Here is a 16,240-nt window from a genome sequence, read left to right on the forward strand (position 1 = left end):
CTACTCCAAAGGGACGTCGGAGACCTCGAACCCGTAGTTCACTCCCGCCGGGAGTGGTCCTAGCTGCGGATCCCAAAGATGGACAAGATCACTGCTGCGATCGAGGGAGGGGACTCCGTCTTCGCTGGGATCGATCAGCGCCTGGATGTCGGAGACGATCTGCGGCATGAGCTTGAACGCCTTGAAATCCTCGCGGAGGCGTCTGCGAGCCTCCCGCTCGGGGTCTTCAGAGGCGTGCAGGGAGAAGGCGAGCGGAATGGTGATCCGTGCCTTGTAGATGTCGGCGACGTCATAGACGAACGCCATCTGTGTGCCGCTGTGTACGAAGCCCAGCGCCGGAGAGCAGCCGAGTGCCAGGACGGCCGCGTGAACGACGCCGTACATGCAGGAGTTGGCGCCCGAGAGCGCCTTGTTGACTGCGTCTTGGTCGTCCCAGGCTTCCGGGTCGTAGTTTCGTCTGAAACGTTGGATCTTGTACTTCGTCGCGAGCAACCGGTAGAGGGCTTTGACGCGTTGTCCTTCCAGTCCGCGAAGCTGGGCGAGAGACACTCCAGCCGGTGCAGAGGCAGCGCCGAAACGTGCCTCGTACATCCGTACCGCCACCTCTAGACGAGTCTTGTCGTCGGCCCACGCGCGTACTTGTTTCTCCAGCCACGCGGTGGTCAGCGAGGCAGGCAGGATGCCGGCGTAGCTTCGTACGCCGCCGGCACCGACGCACACCAGGGAGGTGCCATGTCGGGCGATCGTCGCCATGGCCGGCTGGGTGATCGAGGTACCTGGACCCAAGAGAATGCAGGCCAGGGCCGCTGTCGGGATGTAGACGCGGTCAGTTCCTTGGGAGGATTCCACTTGAGCGCAGATTCCGGTGTCGTCTTGGACGATCCGGACCGCCTCGGTGTAGAGGAAGGACAACGAGTCGGAGATCCGAGGCAGCATCGCGAGCGTGGGAGCGGCGAGTTTACGCCTGGCGGTGCTTGTCATCCCTGCATCAAGGCCAGGCTAAGGAGTCCGCAGCCGTACGTCTTGCCGCGGCCGATGCCTTGTAGCACGGCAGCTTGAACAGCCTCGGGGTTTGTCACGACCGCGCTGCCGTCGAAGCGGACGACAGCGTGCCGTACTGAGCCCTTCGCGCGGATGTCTCGCTGCGACTGGGAGACCACTGTAGAGACGGCCAGCCCGTGGGCGGTGGCACGCGACACCCACCATTCCTCAGCGGCAGGGCCTCGCAGCGCCTGGATCTTTCCCGCTTGGGGGCCGGCGTTCTTGCCGAGTCGCTTGGAGGGGTTGGCGGCGATCCGGTAGTGCACCGGTGTGCCTGGCTTGAGTCGCCCCAGCAGTGCGTCGAGCTCACGGAGGGCTAATTCGCCGTAGCCGTCGGGTAGGCGGGACAGATCCGGCTTCATCGTGGTCTGAACGAGAAGCTGGACCCCGTTGCGGATGTCTTCCAGACGGAACAGGACACCGGTCTGAGCACGGGCCCGATCACCCATGTCGTCGGGTACGAGCATCATCATCCGCTTGTGGAGCCGATCGGGGTCGGCGAGGTCATTGTTGACATCCCGTCGCCGCAGGTCGGGCAGGATCCGTACCAACCAGGCGGTCACGGCTCCTCCACGATGTAAGCGGTGAGACTGGTCCAGAACTTCTCGCCGGTTTGATACAGCTCTCGCGGAACGTTCCGGGTGTCGATGCTGACCGTCCGAGTGCGATAGCGGCGGTCGTACCGGTTGAAGCTCTCCGGTACGTCGGCCAGCTCGGCTACCGCGTCGGCCGCGTCCATGACGCCTTCGGAAGCGAACTCAGCCACCGGCTTGTCGTCTCCTCGAAGTCGACGGGAGAGCGGCACTCTGGTCTCCAGGTCTGCCACTGGGTCGTCGACCTGGCGCAGCAGGAGCGGCTGATCAGGTGGGCAAGACCGCCGTCCCAGGTAGGGCTGCCAGTGCGGCCGGCGTAGGGCATGGGCGAGCTCGTCCAGGCGCCGCTCGGGACCTTCGATAGCGACGGTGAAAACCGCGTCCGACAGGTACTGGCGTCGGGTGACCATCGTGGCGGTGTCTCGAGGCCGCTGTGTGCCGTCGGGCCGCGGAACCCCGCGAGGAAGCCCACCGCCGATGGTATGAAAGTCGACCATCTGGACACCGGGCCGATCGATGCGGATGGTGAAGCGCAGCGCTTGGTATGGCTGGAGAGATTGTCCTCGGCTCACTCCCTCAGCGGATGCGAGCAGGCCGATCAGGCCGGAACGGGTGGGGAAGCGCAGGCTGTCGCGCTGGGTGAAGGCACTGTGTTCTCCCCAGGATTGCATCGGGCCGGCCAGCCTCAGCACCAGTCCGCTCATGCCGAAGGCTCCCGGTGGGCCGCCGAGACCGCACCGTCGATCAACTCGGCGAACGAGTCCACCTGTGTCCCCAGCCCGCTCAGCGGCTTGTCATCGATGCAGGCGTATCCGCGGTGGACGACGCCGCTGCTCCCCCACAGCTTGTCCAGTCGCTCGGCATGGTGAGCCAGGTGCCGGCGGGAGGGTACGGCGATGCCCTGCTCCGGGCGGACGGGAGCCTCGAAAGCGGCGGCGAACGAGATCGGCCGGTCGCTGCGTACCGCGACGTGCACCAGGTCGGGCAGAGTATTGGCGGCCGATGAGGTCTGCTTCCCGGTGGGCAGCGAGGACACGAAGGCGCGCAGGAACTCGCCGGTGAGTTCGCGGGCCATCGCTGCGTCGCCACCGAGGTTTTTCACCAGGCCGGCCAAGTCGAGGCTGGCGTAGCGGTAGAACACTCCGGCGCTGAACTCGGCGCTGTTCATGTGGCCGCTGCCGACCGCGTCCTCGGGCAGGCAATCATCGACGGCGGTGAAGAAGTCGATTTCTGGAGCGACCTCGTGGGTGGTGAACGCATGCGCCACCTGGACCACACCGTCGACCCCGGCGCCGGGCAGCTCGGCGAGCATCCGGCCGAATAGGTTGATGACGCCGTTGCGTTCGGACAGCACGGCGGCGACCCGGTCGACGGGCAGGACCCCCTTGGGCTTCTTCTCGCCTACCGTGTTCTCGATCGCCTCGCGAAATTCCTCGGCCAGATCTGCCAGGGCGTCGAGGGCGGACTTGGGCAGGTACAGCAGTACCGACGTCCCCCCCTTGTCCTCCAGCTTCAGACCCTCCTTCTTGTTGGCCGACAGCGCGACCTGTGCTCCTGCCGCTAGGGCTGCGTCCTGGGCCCATCCACGCTCTTGGAGCCGGGCGGCGACTTCCGCGGGGACTCTTCGGGTGCGCACCGCAGGGTTGCCGATGGCCCGTTCGACGTCCAGGCGGACGGCACGCTTCCAGCACTGGCTGGAGACGCGGGTTCGGGTGGCTCCGCCGTAGACCAGGCTCTTGGGTGACCCGAGGTCGTCACGGTTGAGGTTGGCGAAGGGCACGGTCTGAAGCACGTGCACGTCGAGGTATCGGGGGGTGCTCACTGGTCCTCGCTGTCTGACTTTTCGTCGTTGGTGGTGTTGTTCATGGCGCGGTAGAAGTCCTGCAGCCAGCGTTTGGTGACCTCATCACGGCGGTGTTCCCACCAGCTGAGGTCGCACAGGAGTCGCCCCCAATCCGGTGAGATCTCCTTGGCGGCCAGTTGGCGGACAAGGCCGGGCAACTGCCGGTGAAGGCCGGCGATGTCTTGACGGCACAGCAGGTGCAGGCGGGCTTCTATGGTGTCGGGGTTCAGCTTCTTATCTTGGACAGCGAGCCCGAGCGTGTTGCCGATGGTCAGCTGAATTCGCTTGGGCTTTTCCTCGCTGTCCGCGATCGACGAAGGATCGGCAGGCTCGGGCTCGGGTTCTTTCTGGCCTCGGGCCGGCTGCGCGGCGATCAGTGCGGCGATCGAGTAGTAGGCGCTCTCGACCGCCGGCCTTGCCTGCGTCGGCAGCCATCGAGCGACGACCGCGTGGGATTTGCGGACCATCGCGTCGTTCACCGGTCGTCCCAGCCCTCGCCGCAGGGCGGAACGACGTCCCGGATCCCTGTTGACCTCTCGGCGGAGGTAGTCCACGTACTTGTCGGCCGTCTCGATCGACGGGATCTGGCTCACACGCGCTCCTTCGACTTCTTCGTTGTGCTCTTGCCGAATGGCGTCCGCGCTTTGAAGATCGAACTTCGTTTGAGCTCGACGGCTCGCTTGGCGCGTGGCAGCGAGCCCGCGTTGTTGGTCACCTCGTCATAGACGTCGAGCGCCAACCGCAGGAAGCGGTCGGCAGCGCTGCTGAAGTGGCGATCACGCACCCTGTCCCAGAAGATTCGTTCTGCACGCGCCCAGTAGCGGAACGAGCCCTGCGCGGGCCAGGGCCCCTCGGAGATGTCCTTGCGTTGCGGCTTGCCGTCCCCGTTGGACGGATCGTTGATCGCGGTCCAGGCCTCACGCAACGCCCACCGCAGCTGCTTCTCCATCCGCTCAGCCGTCTGGCGCATGTCGCTGATCCCTCGGGCGATCTCGGCCTGGTTAGCCAGGGCCAGCAGCGCCGGTGTCACTGCGACGGTCCACTCCTTGTCCCGCGTCTGGCCGTCCTGGTCGAAGCCGAAGGCTCGAGCCCGCAACACCGGTAGCAGCGTGCCACGCATGTCCTCTACCGCGGCCAGCACGACAGGTCGGCGGCGGTGGTCGTCGCCGGAGTCCTCCAGCAACAGGGAGTCGAAGTCTCGCCACAGGGCTCGACTGGCGTCGGCCTGGCGGGCGTAGAAGTCGCCGTCCTTGTTCTGCTGGTACACCAGGTACGGGTCTTCGGCCGGAAACTCTCGGTCTCGCCATGCCCAGGTGATCCACGCGTCGACCACCGCATCTCCGGAACGCTCCAACAGGACCGCATGCTGAAAGCGTCCGGTCAATAGCCCCCCGAGCCCGCTGGGACGCGGCGGTATGCCCAGCGGATCGGGAAGCTCGTCGGCCTCCCAGGGAGCGACGTCGTTGCCCTTGGTGTCGTAAAGGTAGGCCGGTGGAATCCCGGCGACCAGTGATTCAAAGATGGTGCGTCCCACCGGGTGAAAGGAGATCGTTCTGCGAAGCGGGCCGGCTTTGCTGTTTCCGCCTGAGGTAGTGCCGACGGTGCGAGGTGTGCACTGGCCCGAGGGGCCGTAGTAGAGCTGTGTCAACAGCTGAAAGACCGCTTCCCCAGCGGGCATCGGTCGCAGCTGGAGTGTGGTGGCGTGATCGAACCACACCTGATTGTTGCCGGCTGCCCTGGACATGATGAGCTTGTTGACACCCGAGCTGGTCTTGCACTGCTCGCGAAGCCGCGGATCCTGCAGCCACGGGCGCTGGGGGTCGAAGAGATCAAAACGCGCGGAGTATCGGGCGAAGTAGCCCTCCACCGCGTCTTCATCGAACTGGCCGTCTTCCAGGACCGTTGCCTGGCGTTCGCCCCACTCCTCAGCAGTCAGCGTCACGTCATCCAGGCCAGTGACCCGAGCTGCCATCACCGTAAGTACGCGCCACAGGCCGGACGCGCCCGGAGGCGGTGACGCCTCGATATCAGTGAGCTCGTGGGCCCGCTGGAACAGGGCCCGTAATCCGAGCTTCAGTCTCTTGTCGCCCGCTCTGACAGGCAACCAGGTACGGGTCAAAAGGTCATACGTCACCGCGCCCATCCCTTCTGTATCGCGGAGACCGGCTCAGCCGGCCGTAGGGGAAAGTCCGAAAGACCCAGGTCCTCGGAGAGCCACAGCGTCCGATCGCCGAGCAGCCCGGATGGCTGTTCACCGGACATGCGAACCAGAACGAGATTGCTGAGGTGCGGGTTGTCAGCCCAGGCCGGGGGTGCCGCGTTGTCAGCTGCCAGGCCGCGCAGCCAAGTGCCCGGTACCGGAATCGTGTTGCTCATCACGAGCCGGACTTGTTCCTTGGTGAACCACTTCTTGCCGGCCCTACCGCCTGCCTCCATGACAGGTAGCGGCCTGTCTGCGAGCATGAGTTGGCCGTCGACACCAACGGTGCAGCAGACGACTCTCCCAGAGTCGGCACCCAACCGCGTCGAGTACTCGTTCACGAAGTCATCCCCACTGAGCCGGCTCAGGTCGCCGACCCGGCCGGGCGCTGGAATGGCCGCCATCTGGGCGTACAGATCCTTCGTCTGCTCATCGGCCAGCCGAGCTACGTCGTCCTGGGTTATGGGGGAGGTTTCGTCACCGAAGTTCTCGTCGTATACCCGGTCGACCAGGCCCTGAATGGCACCAGGTATGGCCACCTCACCGCAGGGCAGAGCCGCCAGCTCATCGCGGGTACGGCGTAGCAGCGCCGTGGGATAGACAAAGGGCCAGCCGCGAGGCACGGCTAGTTCGCCATGCTCGTTGACGGGCGTCAACACCACCAATCGCATCATGTCCTTGGCCCACTCAGGCCGCCCATCGTCGTGCACGGGGTGGCGCTGGCATCGTCCGGCACGCTGTAGCAGCAAGGCGATCGGCGCCAGATCGCTGACGATGATGTCGAAGTCGAGGTCGAGGGACTGCTCGATCACCTGTGTCGCAATCAGGATGGCCGCCGGCGGCCTGCTGTCCCCGGCTTCTTTGCCGAACCAGCTCACCATCTCACTAGTGATCTGCTCCCGGCGGTGTGCCTCGAACCGGGAGTGCAACAACCTGATCGACGGGACAGGCCCGTCGGCGCTGTCCGCCGCCCGGATCCAGCTCGCCAGCTCGAGGTAGGTCCGCTGGGCCTCACCAACGGTGTTGCAGATGACCGCCGCGCAACCTCCATCACGGATCAGCGGAGAGAGAATCTCGCGGATGGCTGCGGACCGTTCAAGAGAACGATCAGAGGCCAGTTGGACATCACGCGTCGTGACATGCAGTGTTCGCTTCCTGCTGGCCACCTGTACGGGTTCGACCCCTCGCACGCTCGCGTAGATCCACCCCGGGTATGTCACCTCAGGAACCGAGAGATCACGACAACCGGCGCCTCTGAGATAGGCCTCGACGAGCCGACGTCCCACCGTGACCGGCAGCGTCGCCGAGAGCAACACGACCGGCACCTTCAGGGCGCCCAGCCACTCCAGCAGCGCCTTGAGGAGACCCTGCATGTAGGAGTCATAGGCATGGACCTCGTCTACGACCAGGACTTTCCCGACCAGCCCAAGCATCCGCAGTACGTTGTGCCGACCTCGCAGGACCGCCAGCAGCGCCTGATCGATGGTTCCCACGGCAAGGTTGGCGAGCAGCCCGCGTTTGCTCCCGCGCAGCCACCGGGTAGCCATGGGATCGCCAGTGAGGACGTTGACTCCTTCACCCTCGGGGGAGTAGGCGGAGTTCAACCACGCCAAGCCGTGCAGCAGCGTCAACGAGTCGGCACCGTTGGTCCGGCGCCTGCGGAAGTCGTCCACGCGCAGCAGCATCTGATCGGATGTGGCCATCGTCGGCAAACCGATGAAGTAACCCGGCATCCCGGCGGCCTCGCCCATCAGCCGGCCCGCGTGCAACGCAGCCTCGGTCTTACCTTCACCCATCGGCGCCATGATCAGCAGAAGGCCCGGGTCTCGATCAACAAGAGCGGGCAGACGCTCGCTGATGGACCGCTGTAGGTCGTTCGGTTCGAACGGGAAGTCATCGGCGAAATCACCCTGCTTGAAGGTCAGCCGCCCAAGACCCGCCTCCCCCAGGAGCTTTGCAGCCGCAGCCCGGCTACGGGCCAGGTGACGACCCAGATTTTCTGCATCACCGTGCTCCGGCAGACCAGCATCGATCCGCTCGCGGAGGAAGACATCCTGACTCACCAGCCAGTCGGCGAGAATTACGAGGCCACAGGCAAGGGCTGCACCCGCATCTGAGATCTTGAGCGGCGCCTCAGGGTGGCCGGTCAGCTTGTACACCAGGCCGGCGATGGCGTGGCGCTGCTCCTCCCATGCCCCCTCCCCCAGCGCGGGCAGAAAGCCCAATGGATCGCCGAACTCTCTGTGGTTGAACGAGAAGAACACACCGTGGTGGCCACCCAGCAGCTGGGCGACTCGGATGGCCGGGGATGACACCCTGCCAACCTTGTAGCCAAGGCCTGACAGCAACTGCCCCGACCACACATGCGCTGCGAACGCGTGGCCTGTCGGCTCGGCATCCACCGTCTCATAACCGACAAGTCGACTAAATCCACCGTCGCTCTGCGCCTGAAAACACGACATACATTTACATATGTCGTGAAGCCCAGCCCAAAATGCGAGCAACTGCCGTGCATGCAACTCATCGGTTCCCAGCTCGTTGGCAAGAGAGGCGCGTAAGCCCGGGGAGAGATACTGATCCCATAGGGCCTCTACTGCTGCCGCAGCGTCAAGAAGGTGGCAGACCAGCGGGTAGGGCTCCGGGAGCCCACGCGACTTGCCCCACACAGCCAGATCAAGAGCTGAGGAAGCTTTCACTCGCCCCCCTCTCGGCAACAAACCGGGTGATTTACCGTCAGATCATCGAACGAGACATCACTGTAGAGTTGCCGACCGACATTCTGTGACGGATTCGTTAACGTGAAAGCTCTTCTGAATTCAGTGCCCATCCGCGACGCCGATCCCAACCTCCAAAAAGTGGAGCCGGTGCTGTAACGTCGCAGGTCGCGAAGTGTCCTCCCCACGCTCGTGGGGGTGAGCCGCGAGGAGGGGGAGGAGGATCTGAATCCCAGGAGTCCTCCCCACGCTCGTGGGGGTGAGCCGACGAACACGGCGAACCTCCTTGAGCTGAGTGCGTCCTCCCCACGCTCGTGGGGGTGAGCCGGGGGCGCCGTCGTCGTCGACCAGGACGGTGTCGTCCTCCCCACGCTCGTGGGGGTGAGCCGTAAGGACCCGGCACGGTCAGGCTCGAACCCAAGTCCTCCCCACGCTCGTGGGGGTGAGCCAGGACGCCGGCCTCGGTTACGCCGTCCACGTAGGTCCTCCCCACGCTCGTGGGGGTGAGCCGAGCGACTCGCGCGCATACCCAAACTGCGCAAAGTCCTCCCCACGCTCGTGGGGGTGAGCCGTTAGTGGCCATGTCTGACTTACGCCCCGGCTCGTCCTCCCCACGCTCGTGGGGGTGAGCCGCTCGGGGTCGGCCGGCGGCGGGAGTTCCCCGAGTCCTCCCCACGCTCGTGGGGGTGAGCCGGTTCCGGTAGAACTCGGCGCGGTCCTCACGGGGTCCTCCCCACGCTCGTGGGGGTGAGCCGTCTTATCTCTCCCTCTTGTTCATCGGGTACCGGTCCTCCCCACGCTCGTGGGGGTGAGCCGCCGTCAGGTTCGGCGCCGACCTGGGGCAGGTGGTCCTCCCCACGCTCGTGGGGGTGAGCCGACTATGTTGGACGGAGGGCCGCCCCCTTCCCTGTCCTCCCCACGCTCGTGGGGGTGAGCCTCCCGGATCATCCACGCGTGCTCATAGACCGTCGTCCTCCCCACGCTCGTGGGGGTGAGCCGATCCTGTTCGTTCAGGTGGTGGAGCTCGCGGCGTCCTCCCCACGCTCGTGGGGGTGAGCCTCAACGCCCGGCAGGTCGTCCCACCCGGTGAGGGTCCTCCCCACGCTCGTGGGGGTGAGCCGGTCGCCAACAGCAACGCGACCGTTGACGTCCGGTCCTCCCCACGCCCGTGGGGGTGAGCCGGGAGCGCCACCTCTCGCATGTGTGGTGTGAGCGTCCTCCCCACGCCCGTGGGGGTGAGCCGTTGAACGCCACGTGCGGCTGGTCCATCTGGTCGTCCTCCCCACGCCCGTGGGGGTGAGCCGGCGCCGTCCGGCGTGGGGTGGCGCTCGATCAGGTCCTCCCCACGCCCGTGGGGGTGAGCCGTACGCGACCGCGAGTCCGCCGCCGATCGCGAGGTCCTCCCCACGCCCGTGGGGGTGAGCCGGCGACGGAGCTTGAGCGGAAGCGGGCGGATCTGTCCTCCCCACGCCCGTGGGGGTGAGCCGAGGGCGTCGTCTACTTGTGGCCGTGCGAGGTCGTCCTCCCCATGCCCGTGGGGGTGAGCCCACCGCATGTACTCCGACCGCGAGCTGGGCGCGTCCTCCCCACGCCCGTGGGGGTCAGCCCGAAAGCGTAAGCACCGACCGTGGCGCGGCTGTCGTCCTCCCCACGCCCGTGGGGGTCAGCCCGAAAGCGTAAGCACCGACCGTGGCGCGGCTGTCGTCCTCCCCACGCCCGTGGGGGTGAGCCGACCTCGCCGTACTCGACGAGGTCGCCGCCAACGTCCTCCCCACTTCCGTGGGGGTGAGCCAGAACCCGATCTTCGCGGCTGATGCCTATGTGAGTCCTCCCCACGCCCGTGGAGGTGAGCCGGTCTTAGGCCCAGTCCTGGAGACACGGCCGAAGTCCTCCCCACGCCCGTGGGGGTGAGTCGTCGGCGCGGTTGCGGGAGATGACGCGGCTGATGTCCTCCCCACGCCCGTGGGGGTGAGCCGAAGGGCTCGAACCTCGGAGCGGCTGAGGTCTAGTCCTCCCCACGCCCGTGGGGGTGAGCCGACCAGCCAGGCCGTCCTCGTGTACGGGCAGGAGTCCTCCCCACGCCCGTGGGGGTGAGCCGGGTACGAAGCGCTGAACGTGATGCCGTTGTCGGTCCTCCCCACGCCCGTGGGGGTGAGCCGGTGGGAGAGGCTCTCAATCCCCCAAAGGCGTTGTCCTCCCCACGCCCGTGGGGGTGAGCCAGTACGGAACCTGTCAATTTGATCAAGGCAGCTGAGATGGTCTAATTCTGTGTCAGCTTTTCTTGTTCGTCCTTGTGGTCGAGGTTGTTGGGCTTGTTGATCCATGCCGGTCCGGGAAGGTCGGGCGGGGTGGGCATGCCGCCGGAGGCGAACCGCTCGGGATGGGTGGCCTGGGCGGCGACCAGGATGCGGGCGCGCCGATCGCGGACGATGTCGGCCTGGCCGTAGTGCACGTCGGCGGGATGGTGGTAGCCGATCCCGGAGTGGTAGTGATCGTGGTTGTACCAGGCGTAGAACTCCTGGCAGAAGACGCGAGCGTCCTGGATCGAGCCGAAGTGGCCGGGGAAGGCCGGGCAGTACTTCAGCGTCTTGAAGCTCGCTTCGACGTGCGGGTTGTCGTTGCTTGTCTTGGGACGGCTGTGCGACTTGGCCACGCCCAGGTCGATGAGCAATTCGGCGACGGTCTTGGACTTCATCGACGAGCCGCGGTCGGCGTGCAGGGTGAGCGTGCCGGGGTCGATGGCCTGCTTGGCCGCCGTGGCCTTGATGAGCCGCTTGGCCAGCTCGGCCGACTCGCGAGAGGCGACCATCCAGCCGACGACGCAGCGACTGTAGATGTCGATGATCGTGTACAGGTGGTACCAGACGCCTTTGCCCGGGCCGCGCAGCTTGGTGATGTCCCAGGCCCACACCCGGTTGGGCGCCTCAGCGAACAGCTCGGGAATCGTCTTGGGCGGATGGGTGGCGTGACGTCGCCGATCACGGCCGACCTCGCCGTGCTCGCGCAAGATCCGGTACATCGTGGACTCAGAGGCCAGGTAGGTGCCCTCGTCCAGCAACGTGAAGTACGCCGTGGCCGGCGCCGCGTCGGCGAACCGCTCGTTGAGTACGGTGCGGACGTGGTCGCGCTCGCCCTGCGATAGCGCCGCGGGATGTGGCTTGCGTGGGGTGAGCGGGCGCGTGGGAGCGGGGCTCCTGCGGTTCTTGCGGTACCAGTTGGCCTGTGGCACCCCGGCCGCCGCACATGCCTTGCGACGCCCGAGCAGCGGGGTCAACTCCTCGATCGCCTCGGCTTGGGCGGCGTCGATGAGCTCGGTCACTGCTCGCCCCGACTCGTCGAACTCTCGCTGCCGGTGGCGAGCTGATCCAGCAGCGCGAAGAGCTTTCCCTGCACCTCGATCACCTGGCGGGTCTTGCCGAGTTCGGCACGCAGCCGCTCGACCTCCCCCTCCAGCTCCCCGATCTTCTTATCGCGCGGGTCGGCTTTGGGGCGACCGACCGGCCGGGCCAGCGCCTCGGCCGCGCCGTGGTCTCGGGCCGTCCTCCAGCTGGAGATCAGCGATGAGTACAGGCCCTCCCTGCGCATCAGCGCGCCTTTGCCGGCCTTGTCGAGCTGGTCGTACTCCTCCAGGATCCGGGCCTTGTACGCCGCCGAGTACCGGCGGACCGCTGCACGCTCACGCACCTGCGGGTCAGGGATCTGCGGATCCGATTTGCCTGCTCCCACGAAGGGATGTCTCCTTCCCCGCCCTCAGCACAGAGTTTTATGCCTGTTTGCTACCTCTGTCTAGTTTGGCAGGGAGGGGTACGCAGTCCTGGAGGTGCGCAAAGTTCACCGTCCTCCCCACGCCCGTGGGGGTGAGCCGGGACACCATGCCGAAGATCGAGATCAGCAGCCGTCCTCCCCACGCCCGTGGGGGTGAGCCGCCCGCGAGCACTTCGAGCGCATCGCACACGACGTCCTCCCCACGCCCGTGGGGGTGAGCCGACCCGCGCGATCCATCGGCACAGCTGACTCCAGTCCTCCCCACGCTCGATGGGCTGTGCCGACGTTCGGTGCAGAACGGTCAGCGCCTGGGCATCGATGTCCGCTCCGGATGGCCTCCACTCCCAGTCCCTGCGGCGAATCGGCGGGCGAGCTGATAATGGCGTCCCGCTGCGTCGCCTGGAGGGGCAGGGGCAGCGGACACGCGGCCTCCTGTAGTTCACCTGTCATCGGGGGCGTCGCCGAGCCGCCTTGTCTGGTGCGGGAGGGCGGCTGGGCTCCGGCTGAGTCCTGGGGCTGGGCTGGGCGACCGGGGTGGTCGTTGACTTGGCGCGAGCCGCTGCGGCTCGGGGACTTTGCGCCGGGGCCGCATGTCCGACGAGCAGGTCGCGTACCCACGGCTCAAGGCCGTGGTCGACAGACACCAGGGGTCCCAGCACTGCGGCGACCACTTCCTTATCGCCGTGGAACCCCGCGACGCTGATCGCGATGTTGTCTGCGGGGTCGAGCCGGGACCAGGCGATGTGGAAGCCGGCGTCGGCGGCGAGTTGGCCGAGGAAGGCCCGCTGCGCGCGCCCGTTGCCCTCCCGGAACGGGTGCACGGCGTTGATCTCGGAGTAGTAGTGGGCCAGTCCGGACACGAAAGTCGATTGGTCGGTTCCGCGTAGCCAGTCGTCGCCGGCCAGGTCGGAAAACACCTTGGCCGCGTACTCTTCGATGAACTGTGGCAGGCAGAACACGTCGTGCTTGGCGATCGCCGCGGTGCGGATCTGGCCGGCCCACGGGTAGATGTCTGAGAACAGGTGCTGGTGGACCTGCTGTAGGTGGGTCAGGTTGTAGCGGCCCTCGATCCGGATGATGCCGAGGTTGATCTCAAGGTTGCGGATCAACGCTACGTCGGCCTCGGCTTGCCGCAGTTGCTCGGGGTCGGTGATGCCGAGTTTGTTGCGCAGCACCCCGCTGGCGGGGTCGAGGTAGGGATCAACCGTGTTTCCGCCGGTGGGCCCAGGTCCGGTCGGGCTCGTCATGCCCGGTGGCGCTCCAGCAGCTTTCCCACCGCCTGGTCGCCGGTCAGTTCGCCGGCGGCCACCTGCCTCATCAGGGCGAGCGCTATCTCGCTGGGCTCGACGCCCTCCAGGCGTTGGGTCGCGATGGCCTCGGCCATAGCCCGTTCGGTGAGTTCCTCATCGCGTTCCGGCATGTCGGTTCCTCCCGCTCTCTAACGAGGCTAACGCGATCTCAGCTGCTTTTGGCCGGGTCGCTTCGCATGGCTACGGCATGGGCTCGATGGCAATGTCCGGCCATAAGGCACGCAGAGGGTAAGGCTCGCTGGTGAGGACTGGCCAGCCGCGCGTCTTGGCGGCGTGCACGACCGAGGCCGCGGTGAGCGCGGCCGGAGCGGCGCCCCCGGCGGGACGAAGCGTGTCGGCAAGGCCGGCAGCGGTCTGTGCGGTGAGGTCACCGGTGGTGATGGTGACGGGCACGTCACGCAGCAGCACATCGACGATGTCCCGGTCATGTTCGGGGATCTGCGCTAGGGCGGCGGCGAGCGCCGGAATAGGCACGACCAGCACGATGTGGTCTTCGACGCTGGACCATACGACGGCCTCGATGTATGGAGAGCGCCGGATGAACCCGTAAATGGCGATGGTGTCAAGGACTCTGCCGCCGATCACTCAGCGGCCGGGGTGCCAAAGCTAGCGGCGAAGACGCGGGCGCGGGCCACCAGCTCCGCGTCGGGCCCACCGCCGAAGAGCTCGCGTAGACGCGCCAGAGCAGCGTCACGTACCTCGTCGGTGTAGGAGACCTGCGCCGTGGCGTTCATGCCCACCAGGGTACCGCTAGCAGAACTGGCCGCTCCAGAGGATGAGCCACGTGGCTGACAGGAAGCCTATCGACTCCTCGTCCGAGGCGGCTGGTTCCGCGCCGCCGCATTTCGCGCCGATGGCGGATTTGCGCTGTTGGATCGTTCGGAGGGGGCGGTCACCGACTTGGGCCGTGCGGCTGCGGCGCGAGTGCGGCCTTCCGCGGGCCGTGCGGAGCGGCTCCGTCCATCGTCGGGAAGGCGCCCGAGCCGGCGGGCCGCTGTTTCGTACACCTCCTTGCCGGCGCGCGGCCCCACGGCCACGACATGGATGATTGGCTGGCGGCCTCCATCGGGGGGCGGAAGCTCCCGGTAGACGATCCGCCATGAGTCGCCGTGTCGTCCCCCGTTTCGCTGACGCTCCTGCAAGGTGCTGAAGTAGAGCCGTCTGCAGTTCCGCAAATCCATGCCGACCAGGTTGTCCAGTGCCTGCCCCCGCTCACGCCCGAGGACCAGGTCGCGGATCATCAAGATGCCTGCTCGCGGTGGTGGCGAGTCGGCAGGGCCCGATGGTTCCACCAGCGCACCCGCCTCGCCCGCCGATGACCAAATCACAATCTCCGACTGCCGTACTAGAGGCGACGCTCCGCCGTCGACGTCTTCCACCAGTTGAACGACGGTTTTTGACGTACCAGGGCTCCTGGCCTGCCCGGAACCCTGCGCTTCCTCTACCTGATGAATGCGCCCTGCCTTCCTGGCGCCCGGCCGGAGTAGTCGGCATTCGAGTCTGGCAGACGCGGGCCGCCGCGCCAGGTCGTTCGTTCTCGCGCGCTCGTTCCTCGCCCGCTGCGAGCGCTGCACCCGGTGCTACCGCGGCCGTCGCCCGCCCGAGCGGCTCGTGCCGACATGCGGCATGCCGAGCCGCCCGCAGGAGGCATCCATGCACGTCATCGTCACCGCCAGCCGCGACTGCACCGAGCCGCCGCGCCTTCCGCCCTGGCCCAGCTCACCGAGGAGCCAGCCCCGCACATCCCGGTGCATGGCAGCGCGAAGCGCCGACGTCGCTACCGCCCGACTGGCCGAGAGCCTGGGGTGGAAGACCGAGCTCCGCGAAGCCGACCGGCAGACGCCGTGCGTCCCGTCGAACAACCACCGAGGCAGCAAGCGCGGCGCCGATGGAACCTTCTACTGCCCATCCGCCGGTGTGCGCCGCAGTCGGGAGATGGCCGAGTCGGCGCAGACCTCGTTCTGGCCTTCTTCCTCGCCTGGCCAACCGCGGCGCGTGGGACATGGTCCGTCGATCCTGGGCCGCCGGGCTTCCCTAACGTCCCGACCGGCAGCAGCCCGGTTCCGGGAGCAGACCGTCCTTCGGGCCGTGGTTTTGCGCTCGTAGCCTCGCGGGCGCGGTCGTCCACGCAACCGGTGCTCTCGCTCCGCTCACCCGGCCCGGTCGGATCTTCCGTCCTTCGTCAGGAAGATCCGACCAGGACCGGGACGCCCGGTATGCGTTCCCTCCCTTACTCGCCCACGTACGGCCTCGCATCAAAACCACCGTCCAGCTAGGAGGCCGATCGTGCAGACCCCGCACCACCCCGACCAGATCAGCGTCAAGGTCTTCCATAACCTGATGTTCATCCAGTTCTCGGCGACCCGGCCCTACCCCGGCGAGTACCTGGCCGGTGATCCGATCGTGCAGGTCTTCGCCACCACCGCACCGGCGGGCAGCGACTCGTGCGCGGTGTGCGAGGAGGTGTTCCATCTGCTGAACGTGGGAGACGACCCCACGTTCGGGACGCCCGACGCGCGGGCCATCGCCTACCGCGCTCGTGGCAACCGGAGCCTGTCGGTCAGCGACCTCGTCTGCGTCGGCGACGCCTGGTACGCCTGCGCCTCAACCGGATTCGATCCCGTGCCCGAGCCGCGCATCGTGTCCGGCGGCTGGGCCGGGAGTACCCCGCACACCGGAGTCGACCTTCCCGAATCCACTGGAGCCTCCGCCCCGGCCGTCTGACGCACCACCTGTCTCCTCTCGTCGAAAGGATTGCTTCGCCATGCCTCACA

Annotated in this window: 13 protein-coding genes and 1 CRISPR repeat array; of the genes, 1 reads left to right on the plus strand and 12 read right to left on the minus strand. The window is 66.7% G+C overall.

All coding sequences use genetic code 11. From position 1 onward, the window contains the following. The 12 genes from cas1e to ACOZ38_RS28475 all read right to left on the minus strand — a co-directional run bounded on the left by cas1e (position 1) and on the right by ACOZ38_RS28475 (position 14,200). A complete protein-coding gene (gene cas1e / locus ACOZ38_RS28420; RefSeq protein ID WP_424534221.1) occupies positions 1-981 on the minus strand; it encodes a type I-E CRISPR-associated endonuclease Cas1e in 981 nt (326 codons plus the stop codon). Beyond that, positions 978-1,604: a type I-E CRISPR-associated protein Cas6/Cse3/CasE gene (gene cas6e, locus ACOZ38_RS28425; protein ID WP_424534222.1), complete on the minus strand. Its 627-nt coding sequence runs from the start codon at positions 1,602-1,604 to the stop codon at positions 978-980. Before cas6e ends, cas1e begins: the two co-directional genes overlap by 4 nt. After that, entirely contained in the window at positions 1,601-2,338 is a 738-nt protein-coding gene (cas5e, locus tag ACOZ38_RS28430; RefSeq protein WP_424534223.1) for a type I-E CRISPR-associated protein Cas5/CasD, read from the minus strand. The genes cas6e and cas5e overlap by 4 nt, the downstream gene beginning before the upstream one ends. Next, on the minus strand, positions 2,335-3,456 hold the full coding sequence (gene cas7e, locus ACOZ38_RS28435) for a type I-E CRISPR-associated protein Cas7/Cse4/CasC (protein ID WP_424534224.1): 1,122 nt from the start codon (positions 3,454-3,456) through the stop codon (positions 2,335-2,337). Before cas7e ends, cas5e begins: the two co-directional genes overlap by 4 nt. Then, positions 3,453-4,070, minus strand: a complete 618-nt coding sequence (gene casB / locus ACOZ38_RS28440; RefSeq protein WP_424534225.1) for a type I-E CRISPR-associated protein Cse2/CasB — start codon at positions 4,068-4,070, stop codon at positions 3,453-3,455. The genes cas7e and casB overlap by 4 nt, the downstream gene beginning before the upstream one ends. Beyond that, positions 4,067-5,611, minus strand: coding sequence for a type I-E CRISPR-associated protein Cse1/CasA (gene casA / locus ACOZ38_RS28445; RefSeq protein ID WP_424534226.1), 1,545 nt, complete (start codon positions 5,609-5,611; stop codon positions 4,067-4,069). Before casA ends, casB begins: the two co-directional genes overlap by 4 nt. Further along, positions 5,608-8,373: a CRISPR-associated helicase Cas3' gene (cas3, locus tag ACOZ38_RS28450; RefSeq protein ID WP_424534227.1), complete on the minus strand. Its 2,766-nt coding sequence runs from the start codon at positions 8,371-8,373 to the stop codon at positions 5,608-5,610. The genes casA and cas3 overlap by 4 nt, the downstream gene beginning before the upstream one ends. 195 nt (positions 8,374-8,568) lie before the next feature. After that, a CRISPR array of direct repeats spans positions 8,569-10,611; the repeat unit is 29 nt; unit sequence GTCCTCCCCACGCCCGTGGGGGTGAGCCG. Between the two features lie 40 nt (positions 10,612-10,651). After that, positions 10,652-12,117 (minus strand): IS3 family transposase gene (locus ACOZ38_RS28455; protein WP_424534228.1). Its coding sequence is split into 2 segments (ribosomal slippage): positions 10,652-11,778 and positions 11,778-12,117, totalling 1,467 coding nucleotides; the frame shifts between segments, so codons are not numbered across the junction. A gap of 485 nt (positions 12,118-12,602) precedes the next feature. Then, positions 12,603-13,403 (minus strand): Fic family protein, encoded by an 801-nt coding sequence (locus ACOZ38_RS28460; protein ID WP_424534229.1) that lies wholly within the window; start codon positions 13,401-13,403, stop codon positions 12,603-12,605. Further along, positions 13,400-13,576, minus strand: a complete 177-nt coding sequence (locus ACOZ38_RS28465; RefSeq protein WP_424534230.1) for an antitoxin VbhA family protein — start codon at positions 13,574-13,576, stop codon at positions 13,400-13,402. The genes ACOZ38_RS28460 and ACOZ38_RS28465 overlap by 4 nt, the downstream gene beginning before the upstream one ends. Before the next feature lie 70 nt (positions 13,577-13,646). Continuing rightward, positions 13,647-14,051 (minus strand): hypothetical protein, encoded by a 405-nt coding sequence (locus ACOZ38_RS28470; protein ID WP_424534231.1) that lies wholly within the window; start codon positions 14,049-14,051, stop codon positions 13,647-13,649. Beyond that, a complete protein-coding gene (locus tag ACOZ38_RS28475; protein ID WP_424534232.1) occupies positions 14,048-14,200 on the minus strand; it encodes a hypothetical protein in 153 nt (50 codons plus the stop codon). The genes ACOZ38_RS28470 and ACOZ38_RS28475 overlap by 4 nt, the downstream gene beginning before the upstream one ends. Before the next feature lie 1,552 nt (positions 14,201-15,752). Here ACOZ38_RS28475 and ACOZ38_RS28480 point away from each other — a divergent pair. Continuing rightward, entirely contained in the window at positions 15,753-16,190 is a 438-nt protein-coding gene (locus tag ACOZ38_RS28480) for a hypothetical protein (RefSeq protein WP_424534233.1), read from the plus strand. The last annotated feature ends 50 nt before the right edge of the window (positions 16,191-16,240 follow it).

Origin of the sequence: Sphaerisporangium viridialbum (assembly GCF_049674955.1) — a bacterium.
GTDB lineage: Bacteria > Actinomycetota > Actinomycetes > Streptosporangiales > Streptosporangiaceae > Sphaerisporangium > Sphaerisporangium viridialbum.